Source organism: Candidatus Allofournierella excrementigallinarum, assembly GCF_944388085.1.
Classification (GTDB): Bacteria; Bacillota; Clostridia; order Oscillospirales; family Ruminococcaceae; genus Allofournierella_A; species Allofournierella_A excrementigallinarum.
Genome location: NZ_CALXHK010000001.1, coordinates 1 through 21463 on the forward strand (window position 1 = coordinate 1; position 21463 = coordinate 21463).

Here is a 21463-nt window from a genome sequence, read left to right on the forward strand (position 1 = left end):
GCCACCTCCAGCACCACGTCAGCTCCCCCGTGGTCGGAGTTCTCCCCCACAAACTGCTGGCACTCCTCCGGACGGCAGACCAGCACCTGGGGGTAGTGCTCCCGGACAAACTGCCGTCTTGCTTCCTCCCGCTCGCAGACAGTAACCCTCCTGGGGCTTTTCAGCAAGGCACACAGCAGGGTGCAGATGCCCGTGGGCCCCGCGCCGATGATCAGCACCGTGTCCTCCGGCCGGATCTCCGAAATGCGGGCCGCCCAAAACCCGGTGGCCAGAATATCCCCCACAAACAGAGCCTGCTCGTCCGTGACCCCCTCCGGGATCTTGTTCAGGCCCTGGTCCGCATAGGGCACCCGCACATACTCGGCCTGGCCGCCATCGATGCGGCAGCCCAGGGCCCAGCCGCCGTTCGGGTCGGTGCAGTTGTTCACCCAGCCGTGGCGGCAGAAATAGCACTCGCCGCAGAAGGTCTCCACATTCACCGTCACCCGGTCGCCGGACTTCACGGTGGTCACGGCGGCGCCCACCTGCTCCACCACGCCCACCATCTCATGGCCCACGGTGACGCCGGGCACCGCGCGGGGCACGCTGCCGTGCTTGATGTGCAGGTCGCTGGAGCAGATGCTGGCCAGCGTCACCTTCACGATGGCGTCCCGCTCGTCCTGCAGGACCGGCTTGGGTTTTTCCAGCAGCTCGAACCTGCCCTTTTCCACATATGTATATGCCAGCATGATGTTCCCTTCCCTTTCTTCGGGGCCGCCTTGCCGCGTCCCCTGCGCTTTTACATCCATTTTAGCACATCCGTTCAAGGGCGGCAAAAAAGAGGGTCAGGTTTCCTGCCCGCCGGGCGGCTGCGCTTTTGCCTTTCACCGCGCGCTGCGCAGCGTTTGCTGCCAGGGGCGCTGTTTGTTTTATGCCAGTTCCATATAGCCCCGCAGCGATCCCATAAAAATGCGGGCCATCTCTTCGGGAGATTCGGCAAAATCGTTTTCCACCCAGGCGCAGAGCATGGCGGCGGACGCGCCCGAAAAGAAATAGGGCTGGTATTTGTTGTTCAGCACCTGCAGATGGCGGATCTGCTCCAGCGTCTGGCGGTAGAACGCCACGCTCACCCGGTCCAGCAGACCCCGCCGCAGAAGCACCCGCAGCTGCCGGCGGTACTTCAAGGCCGTTTTGAAAAAATGCCGGATGCACTCCTCCACATTGGCCGGGGACATGGCCTCCCGGGGATAGGCCTCGGTGAACACTCCGTCCAGGAAGCGGTCGATCACCTCGTCCATGGTGAAATAGTTGCGGTAGAACGAGGCGCGGCACACCCCGGCCCGGTCCACCAGATCCTGCACGGTGATGTGAGTATAGTCCTTTTTCTCCAGCAGCTCGAACATTGCGCCGGTGATGTATTCCTGCACCCTGCTTTTGGCCATGAGTCAGTTTCCCCCATTCTGTTTCATTTGCCTTCCGGGCGCTTTACGCGGCCCTTTTTTCATTATATAATTTTTTCACAATATAGACAAATGTCTACATAGACAAATGTCTACTGAAAGGGAGAATCGAACATGAGCGAAAATGGGACGGACTTGATGGATTACGCAGGCAAGGTGTGTGTTGTGACCGGCTCTGCCAGCGGCATCGGACGGTCGGTGTGCGAGATGCTGATCGCCCAGGGCGCTGTGGTCTACGGGCTGGACCGCAACGAATATCTGCCTGAGGGCATGGCACAGTTCATCCCCACTGACCTGGCCGACAAGGCGAGCATTGACCACGCCTTTTCCCTGCTGCCCGCGCGCATTCACTGCTTCTTCGGCGTGGCGGGCCTGTCCGGCGCGAAGACCGACTGGTGGACCACCTTCACCGTGAACTTCAGCGCCAACAAATACATCACCGAAGCCTATCTGGAAAAGCGGATGGAGGCAGGCGACGCCATCGCCTATGTCACCTCCACCGGCGGCCTGATGTGGGAAAAGTGGCAGAAGGAGTACCGCGCGGTGATGGACTGCTCCACCTGGGAAGAGATGACCGCCTTCATGAAGAAGGTCGCCCCCAAAAACGGCGTCGGCATCATGGCCTACTCGCTCTCCAAGCGGGCAATGAATTACTACACCAACAAAAAGGCTGTGGAACTGGCGTCCCGCGGCATTCGCGTGAACGCGGTGCTGCCCGGCTCCACCGACACCGGCATGAAGCAGGAATTCGAGAAGATGGCGGGCGGCAAAGAGGCCCTTCTGCGGGAGAACGGCACTGCCGGCCGTCTTGCCTCCCCCGCCGAGATGGCCGAACCCCTGCTGTTTTTGAACTCGCCCATGGCCCGGTTCGTCTCCGGCCAGCTGCTGATCGTGGACATGGCCAACAACTGCCAGATCGTTCTGGGCTACAAAAAGAGCCGGCTGAATGTTCCGGTGGCGCTGAAGCTCTACAACACGAAATTCTTCCAAAAGCAGCTGCAAAAGCAGATCTGAAACGACAGGCCCGCATTACTAAAAGCGCGGGGCCGAGCAGAATGGTTGCTCGGCCCCGCGCTTTTTATTCAGATGTCCGTTTCGCAGGGAACAACGTCCCCGCTTTTTTGGTCCGCCCGCGCCTCATAGAGTCTGCCGCGCCAATAAAAGCGGAAGCGCAGGGACTTCCAGCCGGTGGGCAGCCGGGGCGAAAGGACGGGGCCCTGCGGCCCAAAGCGCAGGCCTGCAAAGCCGAACACCGCCGCCTGCCAGGTCTCGCCCAGGCCCGCCAGGTGCAGCCCCTCCTTGCCGGTGTTGCCCATGACCTCCCGCAGGTCAAGATACAACGCCTTTTCAAAATAGCGCCAGGCAGCATCGTCATACCCGTTCTGGGCGGCAAAGAGGGCGTGACTGGCAAAGCTGAGGGTGGAATCATGCAGGCACTTGGGTTCAAAATCCTCCCAGGCGTTTTTCTTTTCTTCCCCGGTGAACCGATCCGGCAGGCGGGTCATCAGCAGAAGGGTGTCCGCCTGTTTGATGACCTGATAGCGCTGCAGGCGGTCAAAGCAGACCTTGTGGTAGCTGGCCTCGTCCCCCTCTTTGAGCGCCGCCGGGTCCACCGGTTCCAGCAGATGGAAGGTGTCATCCGGCCGCAGCCGCCCGGTGGCCGGGTCGCGGGGCACGGGGATGGCCTCCCGCAGTTTCCGCCAGCCTTCGGTCTCCTTTTCCGAGAGGCCCAGCGCGGCGTACCGCTCCGGCTGCTCCTTGCGCAGCGTTTCTGCCGCCGCCAGGGCCAGGTCCAGGTTATGGCGCGCCATCTCGCCGGTGAACAAGTTGTTGCTGGTGATGCCGCAGTATTCATCCGGTCCCTTGCAGAACAGCAGGTTCTCCTGCCCGGCGCCCGGCTCCGTGGTGTAGCGGCTGCGCCAGAAGCGGGCCGTCTCCACAAACACCTCCCGTGCGCCGGGGGCAAAGGTCTCGTCGCCGGTGGCCTGCAGGTACTGGTCCAGCGCATAGGCCACGTCGGCGGTGATGTGCACCTCGCTGGCCCCGATGTCCCAGCTTTCACACTGCTCGCTGCCGTCAAAGGAGGCCATCCAGGGATAGCGGGCCCCTGCGCCGTTCATCTTCCTCGCGTGGGCTTTGGCCTGGGGCAGGCAGTTCACCCGGTACTGGGCAAGGCTGCGGGCAGACGCCGGCTGTGTATAGAGAAAGAAGGGCAGCATGAAGAGATCGGTATCCCAGAAATAGCAGCCCTTATAGCGGGCATGGGTGAGCCCCCGCGCCCCGATGTTCACCGTGTCGTCTTTTCCGCTGCAGCTGGCAGTGAGCTGATAGGCCAGATAGCGCAAGGCGGTCTGGGCGCTTGCGTCCCCTTCCACCTGCACATCCATCACCTGCCAGAGGCGGGCCCAATGACGCTGCGCCGCCGCCAGCAGTTCCTCCCAGCCCTCCCCTTCTGGAGCAGACGCGATGCGGGGGTCTTTGTCCCGGCTGGTGAACAGGGCCGTCGTCTTTTCCACCACCAGCGGCCCGCCATCGCCTTCCACGACAAGGCCCAGCGCCTCGCCCGGGCGGTAGAAACTGCCGGCCACCGCCCCGCCCCTGACACGGAAGGTCAGCTGCTGACGCAGTTCCAGGCAGGTGGTGCGGCTGCGCCAGCGGCCCGCGACCATATTTTCTTCAAACTGCGGCTGCAGCTCCTCCATCAGCTGCACCGTCTCGGTGTTCTCCTTCACCTGGTCGTCCGGCACCGGGCAGTTGCAGCTGGCGGAGTAAATGCCGCTCTCCAGCCGCAGCTGCGCCGGGGCCAGGGGTTCCACCGTCAGCCGCTGGGCCAGCAGCGCCGGCCGTTCCGGGTCAAAGAAACGCTCCTCGCTCACCTTCAGCGCCGCCGCCTCCCCTTGCAGCCGGTATTCCAGCCGGAGCAGCCCTTTGTCCAGTTCCAGGGTGCGGCGCACACTGCCACAGAGGGCAGCCTCCTTCCCGTTCACGGTGAGGTGATGCCACACCGGGGTGGGCAGATGGATGACGTCGGTGATGCCGGGCTTGATCTCATCGAACATGCCCGCCAGAAACAGCCCTTGCCGCACCGGACTGGGCTGAGGGTCCCCCGCGGCGTAGCCCCGCACGCCCATGCGGCCTCCGCCGCAGAAAAAAACGCTCTCCAGAAAATCGTCCTGGAAGGGGCCGTCCGCCCAAATGCGCCAGTCCCTCAGGCGGATGTCCTCACGCATCCTCTTTCCCTCCCTTCAGCGCCCGGCGCAGCGCGTAACACACAAAGCCTGCGCAGGTGGCGAAAGCCTCGCCGGTGGTGCACTCGCCGGTCACTTCATCGATGCTCTCGCAGGCGATGCCGTTGTCCATGGGCGCGGCGCGCAGGATGGCCAGGCTCTGCTCCACCCTGCCGCAGAGCAGGCTGTTGGCCACGCTGAGCAGCCAGGGATGGGGCGCGTGGGGGCAGCCGATCTCCGCGATGGGGCAGCCGGCAAAGCTGTAGCGGTATTCCGGTGCGCGGATCATCGCCACGGTGTTCTGCCACACCGGGTCGTCTTTTTCGCAAAAGCCCAGCTCGGCCAGCAGCTGCAGGCTCCCCGGCGGTTCGTCGTACACATCGCTGTTCCCCGCAAGGTCCACGCTCCAGGCGAAATAGGGCGCGCCGTCCGCGTTCATTTTCACGCAGTGCTCCCTCACCGCCCGGCGCACCGCCTCGGCCTCTTCGGCCAGCGCCGCCTTCTCCGGGTAAAGCCGTGCCAGCGCGCGCAGTGCACGCCAGACCAGCGCATTGTCGTAAGTGAGATAGGGATGGACCCGCTCGTCGTCGGTGGGCTGAAGGAAGGTCTCATAAAGGGGCGTGTCCGGATGGCGGCGGGCGGCCAGTTTCTCCAATATCTCCTCCACGCCCTGGCGCACGTCCTCTTTTTGCAGCACCGCCTGGTCACCGGTGGCGGCCACATACCGCTCCAGCGCCAGCACCGGGGCCATCAGCTCGTCCAGCTCAAAGCCCGGCTCCAGCACAGTGCCGTCGATGAAGCGGGAGTGCACCCCAAGGTTGCGCCGCTGGCGGCCGAACACATGGTCCAGCATCCGCCTTGCCAGCGCCGGGTCCGCCCCGAGGACGGCCGGGAAGCTCCAGAGCAGGCTGTCCCGGTCCCAATAGGCGGCGCTCACATAGTAGCGGGGGCTGCGGCTGGTGACCAGTACCAGCTCCTCGGTGTCCAGCGTGACGCCGGTGGAGAAGTGGATGCAGAAAAACAGATTGGTGTTGTACCAGCGGGTCAGAGCCTCGTCCCCCAGGTCGGCGCTGCGCCGCGCCAGCCAGCCGAGGGTGCGGGCCAGCTCGGTTTGCCAGCCCTGGCGAAGCATCTCCTTGGCGCTGGTGGCGGCGGAGACCTCCTCATAGCCAAAGCCCCACCACACCGTGGCCGCACAGCTTTCGCCGGGGCCAAGGTCCGCCTCATGGGTCAGCCGGTAGCGCACACCCTTTTCCTTCTGCTCAAAATCACAGCGGCAGGGCGCGTCGGACATGGGCGCAAAGGCGAACAGCGGCGTGCCGCAGGTCATGTCGAACACCGGGCCGTTGTTCCAAGGGCTGTGAAAGCAGCCGAGGCGGCCCTCGATGGGCTTTTCTTCGTTGACACAGTGCCAGGCCCCCGCCCAGCATCCCGAAAGGCCGAAGCGGACACCGCAGCCTTCGCCGGTGTTGCGCAGGACCAGACGGTAGCCGAATCCCCGCTCCCCCGTGGGGGCAAGCAGGGTGCCCTCCACTTCCAGCGGGCCCGCCTTGCAGTGAAACCGGGGCACCCAGAAGCCGAGCCGCTCCCAGCATAGGCCCTTTAACGGCAAAGCCTGACCGTTCACCTCCACAAAAGGCGCCATCAGGGCTTCATCCTGCGCGCCCCGCAGATCGATAAGGCCCTTGCATCCCATATATAAAAAGGTGACGTCCTCCACCGCGCCGCCAGCCTCGGCCAGTCTGGGGATGGAGAGCATCTCGTTGCCGGTGGGAAGGTATTTGTCCACCTTGAACACCTCCGCGATAAGATTAAGCGTTTAAACACGCTTCGTTGAGAAAAGTGTACCATAACCCAGAGCAAAGTCAAGCAATTTCACAAATTTTAAGAAAAGATGTTGACTTTTCTTCGTTGATTCGCTATGATGATATTGCAAAATGAATTTAACCGCTTAAATCACCAGCAAACATTTTGTGGAAAGGGGGAGGCCAAAATGCGCGCCACATTGAAAGACGTTGCACAGCTGGCGGGCGTTTCCTCCGCCACCGTTTCCTACGTGCTCAACGGCAAGCGCACCATCTCGGAGGACACCCGCCGCCGGGTGATGGAGGCCGTTCGCCAACTGGACTATGTCCCCGACCTGAACGCCCGGGGCCTGAGCATGCGGGACTCCAAGCTCATCGGCGTGGTGGTGCCCCAGACCGAACCGGGAGACCGGCTGATGTTTCAAAACAGCTTTTACAGCGAGGTGCTGGGCAGCATCGAATACCACGCCCGCCAGCAGGGATATCACATCCTCATCTCCGCCACCGACGCCAACGAGAGTTATCTCACCCTGGCCAAGCAGCGGAACCTGGACGGCATCATTGTCATCGGCATGTATCCCAGCGAGTTTTACCAGCAGATGAAAAAATCCCAGATCCCCATCGTGCTGATCGACAGCTACTGCAACGATTATTACTATCACAACATCCGCATTGACGATGCTTATGGCAGCTATCTTGCCACCCAGTATGTGCTGCAGTGCGGCCACCGGGAGGCAGCCTTCTTCTCCGGGTGCATCCAGGAGAACGGCGTGATGAAGAAGCGCCTGACCGGTTATCAGAAGGCGCTGGCGGAGTTTGGCGTGCCCTTTCGGGAAGAATACGTGTTTGAGGGCCAGATCGACTACGCCAGCGGCGTGGAGCTTGCGGGCAAACTGGTTGCAAGCCGCCTGCCGGTGACCGCGGTGGTAGCCGCGGCGGACATTCTGGCCATCGGGGCCATGAAAGGCTTTTACGAGGCGGGGCTTCGGGTGCCGGACAACATCTCGGTCATCGGCTTCGACGATCTGGAAGTCTCCCAGTACCTCACCCCGGGCCTCACCACCGTGCGCCAGCAGATCTCTCTCAAGGGCCAGCGGGCGGTGGAACTGCTGCTTAAGCACATCGCCCAGCCCGACCTGACCAAGCAGGAAGAGATCCTTCCCCTGCAGCTGGTGGAGCGGGGCTCGGTGCGCCGCCTGGGCTGAGGCCCTGATTACGGTTTGCCGCCGGGTGAACCCCGGCGAAAAATAAAAATGGTCTGCGCGGGTCCGGTCAAAAACACGCGCAAACCATACGCAGACAAGAACCCATGCAAGGCTCTTTCCGCATTTCTCATTTTACGCGAAAAGGGCCGAAAAAGCAACACACAAGGAGGAGAAACGATGAAAAAGCAAAAACGACTTTTCGCGCTCACAGCCGGTCTTTTGACGATCGCGCTGGCTTTCTCGGCCTGCGGCGGCGCGCCCGCCTCAACGCCCGGCTCTCAGTCCGCAGCGGCCCCGTCCGGCGGCGACGCCGCCGAACCCGTGACCATCACCTACTGCAACTTCAACGCCTCCGGCGGCAAGGAAGAGGTGTTGCAGGAGATGTACGAGGCGTTCCACGAGGAATACCCCAACATCACCGTAGAGATCGAGACCATCGGCTTTGACGATTACTTCACCCAGATGCAGACCCGCGTGGCCGGCGGCACCGCCCCCGACTGCTACGAGCTGAACATCGAGAACTTCGCGGCCTACGCCAACAAGGGCGTGCTGGCCGAGATCACCGATGTGGATCTGAGCCGCATCGACGAGACCGCCCTGAGCGCCTTCAATGTGGACGGCAAGCAGTACGGCCTGCCCGGCAACTTCTCCAATGTGGTGCTCATCTACAACAAGGACCTGTTCGACCAGGCAAAGGTGGAATACCCCACCGCCGACTGGACCCAGGAGGACGTGCAGGCGGCCGCCGAGGCCATCCGCGCCCTGGGTGACGACATCTTCGGCTACTACCAGCCGGTTACTTACAACGAGTTCTACAAAGTGGCCGCCCAGTACGGCGGCAGCCTGCTGAGCGAGGACGGCACCGCCTTCACCATCAACTCCGAGGCGAACGTGAAGGCCGCCCAGATGATGGTGGACCGCGTGCTGGAGAGCAACGTGCAGCCCACCGAAGTGCAGATGGGCGGCATGGGCGACTGGGATCTGTTCATGAGCGGGCGGCTGGGCATGATCCCCACCGGCATCTGGGCGTTCAGCAGCTTCGCAGAAGGCTGCGACTTTGCCTGGGACATTGCCGTTGAACCCGGCGCGGATCAGAAGGCCACCGCCTTCTTCTCCAACGCCTGTGTCATCAACGCCGACAGCCCCAACAAGGAAGCCGCCGCCACCTGGATCACCTGGCTGTGCTCCAGCGACAAAGCCGCCGAGCTGCGCATCGCCGCCGGCTGGGACCTGCCCGCCATCAACGACGAGGAAGCTCTGGCTCCCTATCTGGAGCAGACCCCGCCGGACAACCGGCAGGCCGTGTTCGATTCCCTGGATCATCTGGTGCTGCCTCCCACCATTGAGGACTACGCCCTCATGAGCGACATCATCGGCCAGAAGCTGGCCGCGGCCGCCGCCGGTTCCATGACCGTGCAGCAGGCGCTGGACGAGGCCCAGGCCGAATGCGAAGCCCAGATCACCCTGGCATAAATTTTCCGTGCGGGCGGGAGGGACGCATGCGCCCTCCCGCCCTAACTGTATCATCACAAAGGAGGTCCTTGGGATGACTGCTTCTCCCAAAGCCCGCACAAAGCGCCTGCACGCGGCCGGGCTGCGGGCCGCGCTGCCCTTTCTCGCGCCCAGTTTCGCCGGCATGCTGGTGTTCTCCCTTGTGCCGCTGATCATCTCCGGCGTCATCAGCCTCACCGACTGGAACGGTCTGGATGAGCTGCTGGCCCCCGGCATGTTCGCGGAGCATTTCGTCGGGCTGGATAACTTCCGGGCCATTCTGACCAGCAGCGAATTCTTGCAGGTGCTGGGCAACACCTGCCGCTACATCGTGCTGTATATCCCCTGCATGCTGGCCGCCTCCCTGGCGGTGGCCTGCCTGCTCAGCCAGAGCCGCCGGGGCGTGACCGCCTTCCGGGTCGTCTACTACATTCCCGTGCTCACCTCCTGGGTGGCCGCCTCGCTGATCTGGAAATCGGTGCTCTCGCCCCAATACGGCGCGCTGAACAATTTCCTGGCGCTTTTCGGCATTCAGGGCCCCGGCTGGCTGCTGGATGAAGCCTGGGCCATGCCTGCCATCGTGCTTGTGTCCGTGTGGAAGGACATGGGCTTTTTCGGGCTTATCCTGCTTTCGGGCATGATCGGCATCGACCGGGGCTATTACGAGGCCGCCTCTCTGGACGGGGCCGGCCCCTGGGCCAGGTTCTGGCGCATCACCCTGCCGCTGATGACGCCGGCCATCTTTTATGTCCTCATCGTCAGCCTCATCAACGCCTTCCAGCTGTTCCCCCAGATCATGATCATGACCGACGGCGGCCCCAACGGCGCCACCCAGGTGATGGTGGAGCGCATCTACAAATACGGCTTCCGTTACTACCGCATGGGCTACGCGGCGGCCTTCTCCTGGATCCTGTTCGCTATTATCATGGTGTGCACCTTCATCCAGATGAAAGGGCAGAAAAGGTGGGTGAATTATGACACGTAAACGCTTTTCCGGCTCAGCGTTTTATTACGCTGCGGCCATACTGCTGGCGCTGATCGCCCTGGTTCCCTTTGCATGGATGATCTCCACCTCCTTCAAGAGCCGGGGCGCGCTGATGTCCATCCCCATCGAGTGGATCCCGGAAGAGCCCACTCTGGACGCCTATTTCACGGTGTTCGAGCGGTTCCCCTTCCTGCGCGCCATCGGCAACAGCCTGCTCATCGCGGTGTGCTACACCCTGCTCACCCTGGTCAGCGCCTCGATGGCGGCTTTTGCCTTCACCAAGATACAGTTCAAGGGCTCAGGCTTTTTGCTGGGGCTCTATCTCGCCACCATGATGATCCCCACCCAGGTCACCATGATCCCCCTGTTCGTGGTGATGAACCAGATCGGCCTCATCAACCACTACAGCAGCGTCATCCTGCCGGCCATCTTCCGTCCCTTCGCGGTGTTTCTGCTGGTGCAGCAGATGCGCACCATCCCGCCGGATTACATGGACGCCGCCCGCATCGACGGCGCAGGGGTCTGGCGCATCTGGCGTCAGGTGACGCTGCCTCTGTGCGCGCCGGCGCTGGCCACCCTGGCCGTGACCAACTTCATGGATTCCTGGAACGATTACCTCTGGCCGCTGCTGATGCTCACCGACAAGGCGAAGATGACGCTGCCCATCGCCCTGTCCACCCTGAACGGCCAGTACGACACCGAGTACAACGTGATGATGGCGGGCAGCCTCATCTCCATGATCCCCATCATCCTCATCTACATCTTTGCCCAGAAATACTTCAAACACGGCCTTATGGCGGGAGGAGTCAAGGGATAACACGATGAACCAAATATCTTTTTCTGAAAGCGGCAATCGGGACTGGCCGCTGCCCGCCGGCGCGGCCCGGCTGGCCTGGGAGACGCAGGCCGGCGAGATACACCTGACCGTATCCGTCTCTTACAGCGGGGCCTACGGCATGGGCGAAAAATACGACAGCCTGAACCAGAAAGGCCATCGGGTGAAAAACCTGGTGGAGGAAAAGTTCTGTTTCCAGGGCAAACACACCTACTGCCCCGCCCCCTTCTTCTGGACCGACTCCGGCTTCGGCTTTTACGCCGCCACCGACCGGGTCACCGAATTCTCCTTTGAGGAGGATGTCATCCGCATTTCTCTGCCCGCCGGGTGCGGCGCAGTGCTTTTTTCCGGCCAGCCGGAGGAGATGATACGGGAATACATGAGCCTGTTCGGCCCGGCAAAGCTGCCCCCGAAGTGGGCCTTCGGCCCCTGGATCTCCGCCAACCACTGGAACAGCCAGGCGGCGGTGGAGGCCCAGCTGGAAAAACTGCGCCGCCACCACTGCCCCGCTACGGTGCTGGTGGCCGAGGCCTGGAGCGACGAGGCCACCTTCTCCATTTTCAACGGCGCACACTATGCGCCGCTGCCTGCGGAGGGTCCCTCCGGGGAGGAATTCGACCTTTCCGGCAGCCCCTGGCCCGACCCGAAGGGCATGATCCGCAAGCTGCACGATGCCGGGGCGCATTTTGTGCTCTGGCAGGTGCCGGTCTACAAAAAACAGGGGCCGGAAGAACCGCCATGTCCTCAGAACGACCGGGACCGGGAAGAAGCGGAACGGCTGGGCCTCTGCGTTCACAACGCCGACGGCACCCCCTACACCATCCCGGAGGGGCACTGGTTCGCCGGGTCTATGGTGCCGGACTTCACCAACCCGGAAACGGTGAAACGGTGGTTTTCCCGCCGGCAGTATCTGCTGGACTGGGGTGTGGACGGCTTCAAAACCGATGGCGGCGAGTTCATTTGTTCCGATGACGTGCGCTTTGCCGACGGTTCCACCGGCCTTGAGGGCCGCAACCGCTATCCCCAGCAGTACGCAGCCGCCTATTCCGATTTCATCGGGCCGGACCGGGTGCTCTTCAGCCGGGCCGGCTGGGCCGGCCAGCACACCACCCCCTGCCACTGGGCGGGGGACCAGCAGTCGCAGAACAGCGAACTGGCCGGCGCATTGCGTGCCGGGCTCTCGGCGGCGCTCACCGGCATCCCCTTCTGGGGGTTCGACATTGCCGGCTTCGCCGGTCCGCTGCCCACCCCCGACCTCTACCGACGCGCCACCATGCTGGCCTGCTTCTGCCCCGTCATGCAGTGGCATTCCGAGCCGGACGGCGGCCAGTTCCGGGATTTGATGCCCGGCGGCGAGGGCAACAACGAGCGCAGCCCCTGGAACATGGAAAGCGCCTGGGCCGTTCCCGGCTTTGCCGAGGAGATGGCTTTCTGGCACCGGCTGCGGATGAACCTTCTGCCTTATCTTTACAGCGAAGCCGTGCGCGCGGCGGCCGAAAACCGCCCGCTGATGCGGCCGCTGGTCTATCACTGGCCCCGCAGCGGCGAAGCCCGCGCCGCCTGGGACGAATTCCTGCTGGGCGAAAGCCTGCTGGTGGCCCCCCTGCTGGAGGAAAACCAGACTGGGCGCACCCTGTGGCTGCCGCAGGGCGGATGGTACTCCCTTTTCACCGGGCAGCGCTTTGAGGGCGGGCAGACCGTCACGGCCAGCCCTGAACTGACCTTCCCGGTGTTCTTGCGGGAGGGCTGCGCCCTGGCGCTGGATCTTCCCAAAGGTGCGCCGCTGGGCGCGGATGCAGGCCCGGACACAGCCGCCCTGCCGCGGCTGGTGCTGGCGGGCGAAGCGGGGGAATACGCCTTGCGCGCCGTCCCTGACGCACCGCCGCTCGTCATCCGGTGGAACGGCGAGCAGGTGCAGCTGCCAGCAGAGCTTGCGCACGCCGAGGTGGTCCGATGGAGATAAAAGGCGTCATCTTCGACCTGGACGGAGCGCTCTGTTCCACCGACCGTTTTCATTTCGCGGCGTGGCAGTCGCTTGCGCAGCGGCTGAACATCCCCTTTACCGAGGCAGACAACCGCCGGATGCGGGGCGTGAGCCGGATGGAAAGCCTGGGCATCCTGCTGGAAAAAGCGGACCGCGCTTTCTCTCCCGCCGAGAGGGCGTCATTGGCCAGCGCCAAGAACGACCGCTACCGGGCGCTGCTGGCGGGGCTTTCCCCCGCCGACCTTTCGGAGGACACAAAGCAGGCGCTGGCTGCCCTGCGGGCTATGGGTCTGAAACTGGCGGTGGGCTCTTCCAGCCGCAACGCCCGCTTCATCCTGGCCCGGCTGGGCCTCGGCAGTTTCTTTGACGCGGTGGCCGACGGCACCGAGATCGCACGTTCCAAGCCAGACCCGGAGGTATTCCTTCTGGCCGCCCGAAAGCTGGAGCTACCCCCTGCGCGCTGTCTGGTGGTAGAGGATGCCTTCGCCGGCATCTCCGCCGCCGTGGCGGGCGGCTTTGCCGCCGCGGGCATCAGCACCGCCAAAGACGACGGACGCGCGGTATTCCATTTGGCAAGTCTGGGCGACCTGGCCGCCCTTCTCACCCGCGGCTGAACCGGATCATGAACCAGGCAGCGGGCCCCGGCAGTTTTCTGCAGCCGGGGCCCGTCTGTCTCTTTCCGCTTTTTTCGCACACCCTCTCCTGTTGCAAGGGCGAGGCCGAAAGCATTTCTTGCCAAGCTTTCTTTTTCCGTTCAAACCCTTTCGCAACCGCCGGGCAATATGGTATAGTTCTATTGAGGAAGAACAGCGCCGCGGGCGCGGCGGCCGGGTTCCGCATCCGATGGTTCAAAGAGAGGTTCACTTATGTTTTTGGGTCTTACCACTGCGCAGCAGAAAGCTGTGGAACAATACTATCCACAAGGCGCCGGGTTTCTGCATGGGCTCGACGTGTCTGTCGAGAAAGCGGAAAAAGGCATTTCTGTGCAAATCGAAAAGCAGCGCGCTGTGATCCGGCTGGAGAACGCAAAATTCTTTGGCCGGGCATTGCTTTTGCTGGAAGACGCCCTTTCGCTTGGGGGTGAAGTAACGCTCTCGGAATATCCCTGTTACCAGCAGCTGGGCCTTCTGCTTGATTGTTCGCGCAATGCTGTTCCCACATTCGAGACCTTTTGCAAGTTGATCGTCTGCATTTCCAAAATGGGATACACCGCCTTGCAGCTGTATATGGAGGATACATATAAAATCGAAGAGTATCCTTATTTCGGATACCGCCGCGGCGGATACACCCCGGACCAGCTGCGAAAGATGGACGCCTTTGCGGCGCAAATGGGCGTGGAGCTCATTCCGGCAGTGCAAACGCTGGCCCATCTGGGCCAGTCTCTGCGCTGGAAAGCTTTTGAAGATGTGCTTGACATAGACGATATCCTGCTGGTGGACAATGAAAAAACTTACCAGCTGATCGACGCGATGTTCCGCACTTTGGCCGAGTCCTTTAGCAGCCGCCAGGTCAACATCGGCATGGATGAGGCGCATCTGGTCGGGCTGGGCGCTTATTTGAAGCAGCATGGTCATCAGGACCGGATGCAATTGATGCTGCGGCATTTTGAGCGCGTTTACCAGATAGCCCAAAAATATGGATTTCATGTGATGCTCTGGAGCGACATGTTCTTTCGTTTGGCCACCGGCGGCGAATACTATTCCACAGACTGCGCGGTGGATCCGTCCATCCGCCAGACCCTGCCCGGCGATGTGTCGCTGATCTATTGGGACTATTATTCCGAGGACAGATCCGTCTACGATGCCATGTTCCACAAGCACAAAGAAATGGCCGACGACATCGTCTTCGCCGGCGGCGCCTGGAAATGGACCGGCTTTTGCCCGGGGAACGGATTCAGCATGCATGTGGCAGATCTGGCCCATGCAAGCTGCGTTCAGCATAACGTGCAGCGGGTGATGGTCGCTGCCTGGGCCGACAACGGCGCCGAGTGCTCCCTGTTTTCAATCCTGCCGGCGCTCCAATACTGGGCTGAACTGTGCTATACGAATGGGAGCGAAAAGGTCAGGGCGCATTTCCCCCGCTGCTGCATGGGCGCCGATTTCGATCGTTTTCTATGCCTGGATGAACCTCAGTATACGCCCGGAAACCCAAAGCCTGGCAGGGTTTCCATCAACCCTGTAAAATACCTGTTCTATCAAGATCCCCTGTGCGGATTGTTTGACGCACATGTGGATCCGGCCACATACCCGGCGCACTTTTCCGCCTGTGCGCAGGCCCTTGCCCTGGCAAGGGCGAAGACGCCGGAGAACTGGCAGTATCTGTTTGACACAATGATCGCCCTGTGCGGCGTGCTGGAACAAAAGTGTTCCGTCGGCCTGGAGATACGCACGGCCTATGAAGCCGGGGATATCCGCCGGCTGGATCTCATTTGCAGCCGCCGGCTTCCCGCCCTGAAGGATGAACTGGCGCGCTTCTTGCAGTTATTTCATAAGCAGTGGCTTTTGGAAAACAGTGCCTTCGGCCTTGACGTAATCGATCTGCGCATTGGCGGCCTGATCCAGCGCACAGACACCGCCATTCAGCGCATCCGCGCCTATGTGCACGGTGAGATCCCCCGGTTGGAGGAAGTGGAAGTCCCTCTTCTGCCATTCGAGCCAGGCACGCAGGGTCGTGATATATATGTGCACTACTGGCACAAAATGGTTTCGGTATCCAACCTGTGCGCCAACTGAGCGGCTCTGCATTTTCAGTGTTAGAAACATGCCTGCGCGGAGAGGAACGCCGGCCACCGTGACCCGTTCCGATTCAAAGAAACTTTGACAGCTCCATCGGCGATGGAGCTGTCATTTTTACCGCGGGAATGTCTCCGGCCATGCATCTGTGCGCCTTTTCAATAACCGCCGTCCTGCCGCAGCCGTGGGCTGCAAAAGCCCCGTTCAGTTCAAGGCCGGACGGGGCTTCTGACAAATATCCCTTTTTAGTGTCTGCTTTTGTTTGACAAGTGCACCGCCCGGGCGGGCGGTGAGCCTTTATGGTGATTTATCACGGTTTGGGGCAGTCGTTTTCGTAGTCCCATTCTCCCAAATCTTGAAGGATGCTTCTTTTCAGGCGAGAACAGTCCTCCTCATACGGAAGCTGAGCGTCAAAGCACTCAACTTCCTCATCCCATTCCGGTTGAGGAGGATGTTCTCGCACATACGCTTTCAGCTTCTCAATCTGAGCTGGTGTATAAGTGTAATCCATATTGTTTCGCCCTTTCAAAGAATTCCAACACCATTGCCACATGATCAGAAGCATGGTCCTTGTTCCTTGTATTCCGGTCGCTTCTTCTTCACCTGGAATAGAAGCTTTTGGTAACGAAATCGCAGCCAATTACTTGCAAACGTCCGAAGTGGATTTTCTCCCCATCGCTCAGATGTCCAGTCGTCTTACACGATGGATCACGTGTTTTTCTTTTCGAAATCGTAATGAACCTGCGGGGAATACTTACCAAAGCTCTTTTTTGCCTTGGCCTCAAACTCTGCCTGCGCACGCTGGTTGAACGCCGCGCAGGCTTCTTTGTCGCTCCGCAGCTGAGGATCGCTCTGAAGCACTTTCATCATTTCCTTTGCCGTGGGCAAAGCCATGTATTCATCCTTGGTCATCAAGCAGCCCCCGAATATAATCATACAGATCTGGGTCATGTGCCTTCAGGTTGTCAGGGTCCATAAAGAACTCACGGTAGCCTTCCGGGAAATAGTCTTTCATGCTGGAAAGGTTTATTTCAGTACCGTCGTAGATGCCATAGCTTTCATACATTCGACCCTGATACTCAGACACAAATTTATCGTTCGTCATACGCCATATCGGCTCGGTGAACGTATCCTCATCATACGCGATTCTATCGATGGCCGCAACGTCGATTCCTTTTTTGCGTATTTCAATGAACGTGGCATCTCGTTCGAGTTTCAACGCTCGATCCAGCGCGTGCCCGTATTCGTGGATAACATCGCCCGGCTTTCTGGTGCTGGACATAATGAGTTCTTTTGCAGCCGGGTCGTAGTAACTTCCGTTTGGATTCTCTTCCACGCGGATCCGGGAAATCTGCGGCTCCGCGGCTTCTCGATGTGCCCTTGGAAGCACAGAAAGTTCCTTTTCGATACTTACCCTCTGTTCCATAAAAATGCCCTTGAAACAGGCATACAAGCCCGTTTCAAAGGCATTGAAAAAGGACCCCGGAAGGCCCTTTTTGTCACAATGTTCAGTTGTCTTTTCCGTGGCGCTCCAGATTCTCCTTTACACATTTATATACAATGGAGAGCTGAACTGCCGTTCATCCTTTTTATCCATTGGGAATCACCTCGGCCTTAAGGCCTATCTTTTTCCTTTTCGTACCGAATACCGTTACACACCATGGTAAGGGTTTCGCCTGCATCGTGTGCAAACGCTCCAAGATCATCTAAAGATAGGCCCTCATCCTCAATGAATTGCCGCACTTCTTTTTCCAGCTCCAGCCATTCGTCATCTGTAAGCTGTGGCCTCCCAAGATAGTGGGAAATTGCGGATTCACGCATTTCCCGGTCGAGCACAGGTTCTTCGCCGTTCAGGATTGCGATGATATCCTGTTGAGCCTGTTCCTCTTCCGGGTCTGACATGCCCTTTTTCCCGGACAGGATCATCGTCCGATAGACTTCAAGCTGCTTTTTTGCCTGCTCGGTCAAATTGGATCACTCCCCCAAAGCATATGTCACCATCTTGTACATAATCTGGGTATTGTTCTTTCAGTTCGTCAATCATTGCCTTTAGCGGTTCCAGACTGAAGACGCTTGCTTTTTCCATTGCGTACACTTGACCATTGTTTCCCACAGCAGTCAGCATCTTCAAATTCGGGCGTTCCAACACACGCCGGATGTCGCCTACGGAAAAGGTCTGGCCGTTCGGATGACTGTGTACGGCTGTGTACGGCTCATCGAAGTCGGGAAGGCGAATCCTGCCCAGCTTTTCCCCGACCCTGGGTCGCGGTGTGAACCGTTCCATGTTCAAATTATAGCACTCCCCATATTCAGTTCCAATGGGCGCTTTGTACACTGCCATCAACAGATTTTTGTGAATGATTGCGAGCCGCTTTTACCCTGTGGCATCCAACAGCTGGCTACTTACAGGCTTTATCCTCGCAATGGACTCCTTGGTAACGGGCTTGTCTTCGAAGTCGATTTCACGGAAACGCTGCGGATCGTTTTTGATGGAGCCCACCTGTTTTTGCGTGGTTCGAGAGCTGCTCCATCCAACCACTTCCAGCCGTTCCGCCCGGCTCTTGAAGCCCATGGCCTTGTTGAACCGGACATACTCCTGATTCAGCCGTGTCAGCTTCACCCGGTCGTGGAGCAGCTGCTCCTCGTCCCCCGCCGCTTCGCTCATCAGCACCCGGTGCTTCTGCGTGCGGATGCCGCGCTCGATGCGGTTCTGGTACTGGGTGGCCTCGTAGCCCGTCATGTGGCGTCCCTCCCAGGTCACGCCCTGGGCGTTCTCCTCGCGAAAGGCGTCCAGCTCCGACTGAGTATATTCCTCAATTTCAGGTTCTTTGATAGCACACCACCATTCACCACTTAAAACGCGTTAATTGGACACCAACAAGAAGAAAACAACAGGCTTGCGATTTCCTTCTACGCTGGCCATACCAACAGATACGGGATACACAGCGCCAATTCTATGGTATAATGACAATTAAAGAGAAAAGGGGGTGCGCTAATGGACTGGATTTTACTGAACAAAGATACGCCATTTCTGAAATTCTCCACCTATCAGAACGAATTTGGCGATGTTTCAGCCCAGGAAACGGCCTGGCTTTCTCCCTTGCGGCCCATCGGATACAGATCTCTTTTGGGTTTCCTGGAAGGGCGGCGCGCTCCCAAGCATCGAAAACACATTGAGCAGCTTCTTGCGCAATACGGCTGCCTCACACTGGACGGTTTTTTGCAGGTCAGCCACGCGCTTTCCCTCAATGATACCTTTTGGGTAAAACAGGAAGATTCGCCGTTGTGCTGGCAGGATGTATCCCTGTATCAGAATGACTTTGATGAGATCATCGCCGAGGCTGCGCTGAACGGCTCCTTCAGCGAGCAAAGCCTTTCTTCCACTTCGCCGGAATTTGCTACAGACGGTTATTATGCCAAGTGCTGGAAACGGGAGCAAGACGGCATCTATCTCTATAAAGCCGGCAGTGCCACCTATGAACTGGAGCCATTATCTGAATATCTGGCTACTCAGCTTTCGGGTATCCTGTGCCCTGGTGCAGTTTCGTATGATATGCGATTCCACCATGGGCGACTGGTATCTACCTGTCCCCTGTTCACCAGCGAATCTGTCGGCCTTGCCAAAATGACTGCCATTACCCGTGAAGACCGGTCTATATCCGGCTTGCTGGAGTATTTCAGTTTGATCGGCAGCGAGGACACCTTCCGCCGCATGATGGTTCTGGACGCCATTATCCTGAACACAGACCGGCATCTTGGAAACTTCGGTGTACTGTTTGACACGGATACCATGCAGGTGAAGACCATGGCGCCGGTATTTGACAATAACCGTAGTTTGCTGTTTGATCTGGATTCTGATCAATTGGATCACGCGGAGCGGTATATAGCCCGTCTTACCCCACGGCTGGGATCGGACTTTATTGCCCCAGCGAGAGCCTTGATGACAGAAGATATCCGCATTGACCTGAAAAACCTGCATGGGTTTGCGTTCCGGGAACATCCGCAGATTCCGGTAACAGATGGCCGGCTTGAGAAGTTGAGCACAGTTGTGAACGACCAGATCCGGCAGCTGCTATGATTTTTTGAAACATGTAAGGCCATTTTCTTCCTTAAATATCCTGCAATATAAAAGAGCCATTCGGTGTTACCGCATCTTTGCGGCTTTATACCGAATGGCTCTTTTGCAGATAAACGTACTCTGTTCAAGCAGATACGCAAACGCCTTCTATTGATTCATTCGCTCCCTTGCACACCTTTAAGTCACATCATAAGACAAGGTGTTTTACGTCTTGTCTTCGCGCGTTTTATGCAGGAGCATATCATACAGACAAATCCAAACCCCTCTTCGTGTTGGTTCGCTGCTCCCATCACAACTTGCCCGCCTGCCAGTGAATGCAACTCCTGACCCTGTCGGCAATATATACCCGGTCTCGTTCGGCATAGAATTCCAGCGGCTCCTCCAGCGCGGCTGCCACATCAGCGACTGAAAACGCCCATTGCAGCTGAGCACCGTAAACCGACCGGGCTGCCTTGACCTGCCGTGCAAATGTTGTGTTCAGCGGCTGCGCCCGAAGTTGCTTCACAAGGGCGCGCGGATCAACATCCATCGGATAATCGCGCACATTGGAGAGCAGACCCGCCCCGAAGTCGAAGATAGGGCAATAGTCAAACCCTTCTCTCCTGCGCAGGACCGCGATGTTATTCAGGTGGCGGTCCTCGTTTCCAAACAGCATATCCACTTCAAACAGCAGCGTAAGATAGATCCCAAACTGCCGCAGCCCGGTAAGCCGTATTGTCTGTTCCGCCATCCAGTGAACTTTTTCGGCCAGATTGGGCTGCCGCGCGGCTTCAACCTGCCAGTGCGGGCCTATGCCTTTGCGAAACAGGTCGGCAAGGGTCAGAATGCTTTCCCCGGGCAACAGGAAATTGGGGCTCGAACAGCCGTTCCGAGTCCGACGATGCACTTCCAGCCGCTCCATGCGGTAGGTCACATAGCGGAAGCCCAGTTCCTCCACATTGGTCTGCCGCAGCAGCCGGGAGGTCACCGTTTCGGCCAAGCCCTCGTAACCGAACAGATCCAGCTTATACCATCGGCTATCCTCCAGCCACTTTTCCTGGTTGCCTTTGGAGGAGGTCTCCGCGATTCGATCTCCTGTCGTTAATCTGACCGGCATGTTCATCCCTCCACGATTTTGATCCAGCAGTCGTCTTCCGCCATGCGGCCTTCCGTTTTCCGGATGATCTCCAGCGGATCGTAGCGTTCCAACCCCAGCCGGATCAGGTAGTGTTGTAATCCGTCCCTCTGCCGGGGAATGCAGCGGGATTCCAGAAAGGCCACCAGATCCTCCCAGTTGGGGTTTTGATCAACACCAAACGCGGCTGAAAGCACATCGGCAGTCTTATTTTCGATGGCCAGCCGCCGGGCAGTCCGATCCGCACAGATTCTGGTGCAAAGGGTCTCACCGTCATAATAGTGAAGCACCAGCAGGTCGTGCTTTTTCTCTCTCGCTTCGTTGAGAAAAGCCGCATACTCCCCTGTCCCCGCTCTGCGGATGGTGATGCTTTCCCCATCGAATTGCAGCAAAACTTCGCGGCTGTTCTCGGTAATCCCCAGCTGCTTGACCCACACCGGCGGCAGTACCACGCGATAACTTCTGCCCTCCGGGCCGGCTGTTCCGCCAGCCTTGTTGATCAGTACATTCGCCCGGCGCTCTTCCAGAGTCATGTGCCATCACCTCATCGATAACATTATATTCCATT

At 59.4% G+C, this 21463-nt stretch carries 21 protein-coding genes; 9 read left to right on the forward strand and 12 right to left on the reverse strand.

Features of this window, described 5'->3' with window-relative positions; all coding sequences use genetic code 11:
- Positions 1-728, reverse strand: a 728-nt coding sequence (locus ACH2AT_RS00005) for an alcohol dehydrogenase catalytic domain-containing protein (protein WP_394962396.1), incomplete at its 3' end; no start/stop codon positions are given.
- A gap of 180 nt (positions 729-908) precedes the next feature.
- The gene (locus ACH2AT_RS00010; RefSeq protein ID WP_330057032.1) at positions 909-1421 is read right to left on the reverse strand and encodes a TetR/AcrR family transcriptional regulator; all 513 of its coding nucleotides are present in this window, start codon (positions 1419-1421) and stop codon (positions 909-911) included.
- 132 nt (positions 1422-1553) lie between these two features.
- On the opposite strand from ACH2AT_RS00010, the gene ACH2AT_RS00015 reads away from it, so the two are divergent.
- A complete protein-coding gene (locus tag ACH2AT_RS00015; RefSeq protein WP_394962398.1) occupies positions 1554-2453 on the forward strand; it encodes an SDR family oxidoreductase in 900 nt (299 codons plus the stop codon).
- A 68-nt stretch (positions 2454-2521) separates the two neighbouring features.
- Here the strand turns inward: ACH2AT_RS00015 and ACH2AT_RS00020 are convergent, their stop codons facing one another.
- Positions 2522-4669 (reverse strand): glycosyl hydrolase family 65 protein, encoded by a 2148-nt coding sequence (locus ACH2AT_RS00020; protein ID WP_394962400.1) that lies wholly within the window; start codon positions 4667-4669, stop codon positions 2522-2524.
- Positions 4662-6455: a glycoside hydrolase family 125 protein gene (locus ACH2AT_RS00025; protein ID WP_394962403.1), complete on the reverse strand. Its 1794-nt coding sequence runs from the start codon at positions 6453-6455 to the stop codon at positions 4662-4664. Before ACH2AT_RS00025 ends, ACH2AT_RS00020 begins: the two co-directional genes overlap by 8 nt.
- Positions 6456-6659: 204 nt before the next feature.
- On the opposite strand from ACH2AT_RS00025, the gene ACH2AT_RS00030 reads away from it, so the two are divergent.
- The 7 genes from ACH2AT_RS00030 (at position 6660) to ACH2AT_RS00060 (ending at position 15703) form a co-directional block, all read left to right on the forward strand.
- Complete coding sequence (locus ACH2AT_RS00030) at positions 6660-7676, forward strand: LacI family DNA-binding transcriptional regulator (RefSeq protein WP_394962405.1); 1017 nt, start codon at positions 6660-6662, stop codon at positions 7674-7676.
- Between the two features lie 177 nt (positions 7677-7853).
- Positions 7854-9149: an ABC transporter substrate-binding protein gene (locus tag ACH2AT_RS00035; protein ID WP_394962407.1), complete on the forward strand. Its 1296-nt coding sequence runs from the start codon at positions 7854-7856 to the stop codon at positions 9147-9149.
- Positions 9150-9222: 73 nt separating this feature from the next.
- The gene (locus ACH2AT_RS00040) at positions 9223-10152 is read left to right on the forward strand and encodes a carbohydrate ABC transporter permease (RefSeq protein WP_394962409.1); all 930 of its coding nucleotides are present in this window, start codon (positions 9223-9225) and stop codon (positions 10150-10152) included.
- Complete coding sequence (locus tag ACH2AT_RS00045; protein WP_394962411.1) at positions 10142-10969, forward strand: carbohydrate ABC transporter permease; 828 nt, start codon at positions 10142-10144, stop codon at positions 10967-10969. Before ACH2AT_RS00040 ends, ACH2AT_RS00045 begins: the two co-directional genes overlap by 11 nt.
- Before the next feature lie 4 nt (positions 10970-10973).
- Positions 10974-12950, forward strand: a complete 1977-nt coding sequence (locus ACH2AT_RS00050) for a TIM-barrel domain-containing protein (protein WP_394962413.1) — start codon at positions 10974-10976, stop codon at positions 12948-12950.
- Positions 12941-13585 (forward strand): beta-phosphoglucomutase, encoded by a 645-nt coding sequence (gene pgmB, locus ACH2AT_RS00055; RefSeq protein ID WP_394962415.1) that lies wholly within the window; start codon positions 12941-12943, stop codon positions 13583-13585. The genes ACH2AT_RS00050 and pgmB overlap by 10 nt, the downstream gene beginning before the upstream one ends.
- A 252-nt stretch (positions 13586-13837) precedes the next feature.
- Positions 13838-15703, forward strand: coding sequence for a beta-N-acetylhexosaminidase (locus ACH2AT_RS00060; RefSeq protein WP_394962417.1), 1866 nt, complete (start codon positions 13838-13840; stop codon positions 15701-15703).
- A gap of 310 nt (positions 15704-16013) precedes the next feature.
- Here the strand turns inward: ACH2AT_RS00060 and ACH2AT_RS00065 are convergent, their stop codons facing one another.
- The 6 genes from ACH2AT_RS00065 to ACH2AT_RS00090 all read right to left on the reverse strand — a co-directional run bounded on the left by ACH2AT_RS00065 (position 16014) and on the right by ACH2AT_RS00090 (position 18536).
- Complete coding sequence (locus ACH2AT_RS00065) at positions 16014-16268, reverse strand: hypothetical protein (RefSeq protein WP_394962419.1); 255 nt, start codon at positions 16266-16268, stop codon at positions 16014-16016.
- A gap of 143 nt (positions 16269-16411) precedes the next feature.
- On the reverse strand, positions 16412-16615 hold the full coding sequence (locus ACH2AT_RS00070; RefSeq protein WP_394962421.1) for a hypothetical protein: 204 nt from the start codon (positions 16613-16615) through the stop codon (positions 16412-16414).
- Positions 16602-17129, reverse strand: coding sequence for a hypothetical protein (locus ACH2AT_RS00075; RefSeq protein WP_394962423.1), 528 nt, complete (start codon positions 17127-17129; stop codon positions 16602-16604). The genes ACH2AT_RS00070 and ACH2AT_RS00075 overlap by 14 nt, the downstream gene beginning before the upstream one ends.
- 188 nt (positions 17130-17317) lie before the next feature.
- Positions 17318-17671: a hypothetical protein gene (locus ACH2AT_RS00080; RefSeq protein ID WP_394962425.1), complete on the reverse strand. Its 354-nt coding sequence runs from the start codon at positions 17669-17671 to the stop codon at positions 17318-17320.
- Entirely contained in the window at positions 17643-17993 is a 351-nt protein-coding gene (locus ACH2AT_RS00085) for a hypothetical protein (protein ID WP_394962427.1), read from the reverse strand. The genes ACH2AT_RS00080 and ACH2AT_RS00085 overlap by 29 nt, the downstream gene beginning before the upstream one ends.
- A gap of 84 nt (positions 17994-18077) precedes the next feature.
- Positions 18078-18536: a phage minor capsid protein gene (locus ACH2AT_RS00090; RefSeq protein ID WP_394962524.1), complete on the reverse strand. Its 459-nt coding sequence runs from the start codon at positions 18534-18536 to the stop codon at positions 18078-18080.
- 162 nt (positions 18537-18698) lie between these two features.
- On the opposite strand from ACH2AT_RS00090, the gene ACH2AT_RS00095 reads away from it, so the two are divergent.
- Positions 18699-19781 carry a HipA protein gene (locus ACH2AT_RS00095; protein ID WP_394962429.1) on the forward strand — a complete coding sequence of 361 codons (1083 nt, stop codon included), beginning with the start codon at positions 18699-18701 and terminating at the stop codon, positions 19779-19781.
- Between the two features lie 289 nt (positions 19782-20070).
- Here ACH2AT_RS00095 and ACH2AT_RS00100 read toward each other — a convergent pair whose 3' ends face one another.
- Together ACH2AT_RS00100 and ACH2AT_RS00105 are read right to left on the reverse strand one after the other, a co-directional pair.
- Positions 20071-20877 (reverse strand): hypothetical protein, encoded by an 807-nt coding sequence (locus ACH2AT_RS00100; RefSeq protein WP_394962431.1) that lies wholly within the window; start codon positions 20875-20877, stop codon positions 20071-20073.
- A gap of 2 nt (positions 20878-20879) precedes the next feature.
- Positions 20880-21428, reverse strand: coding sequence for an AbrB/MazE/SpoVT family DNA-binding domain-containing protein (locus ACH2AT_RS00105; RefSeq protein ID WP_394962433.1), 549 nt, complete (start codon positions 21426-21428; stop codon positions 20880-20882).
- Between the last annotated feature and the right edge of the window lie 35 nt (positions 21429-21463).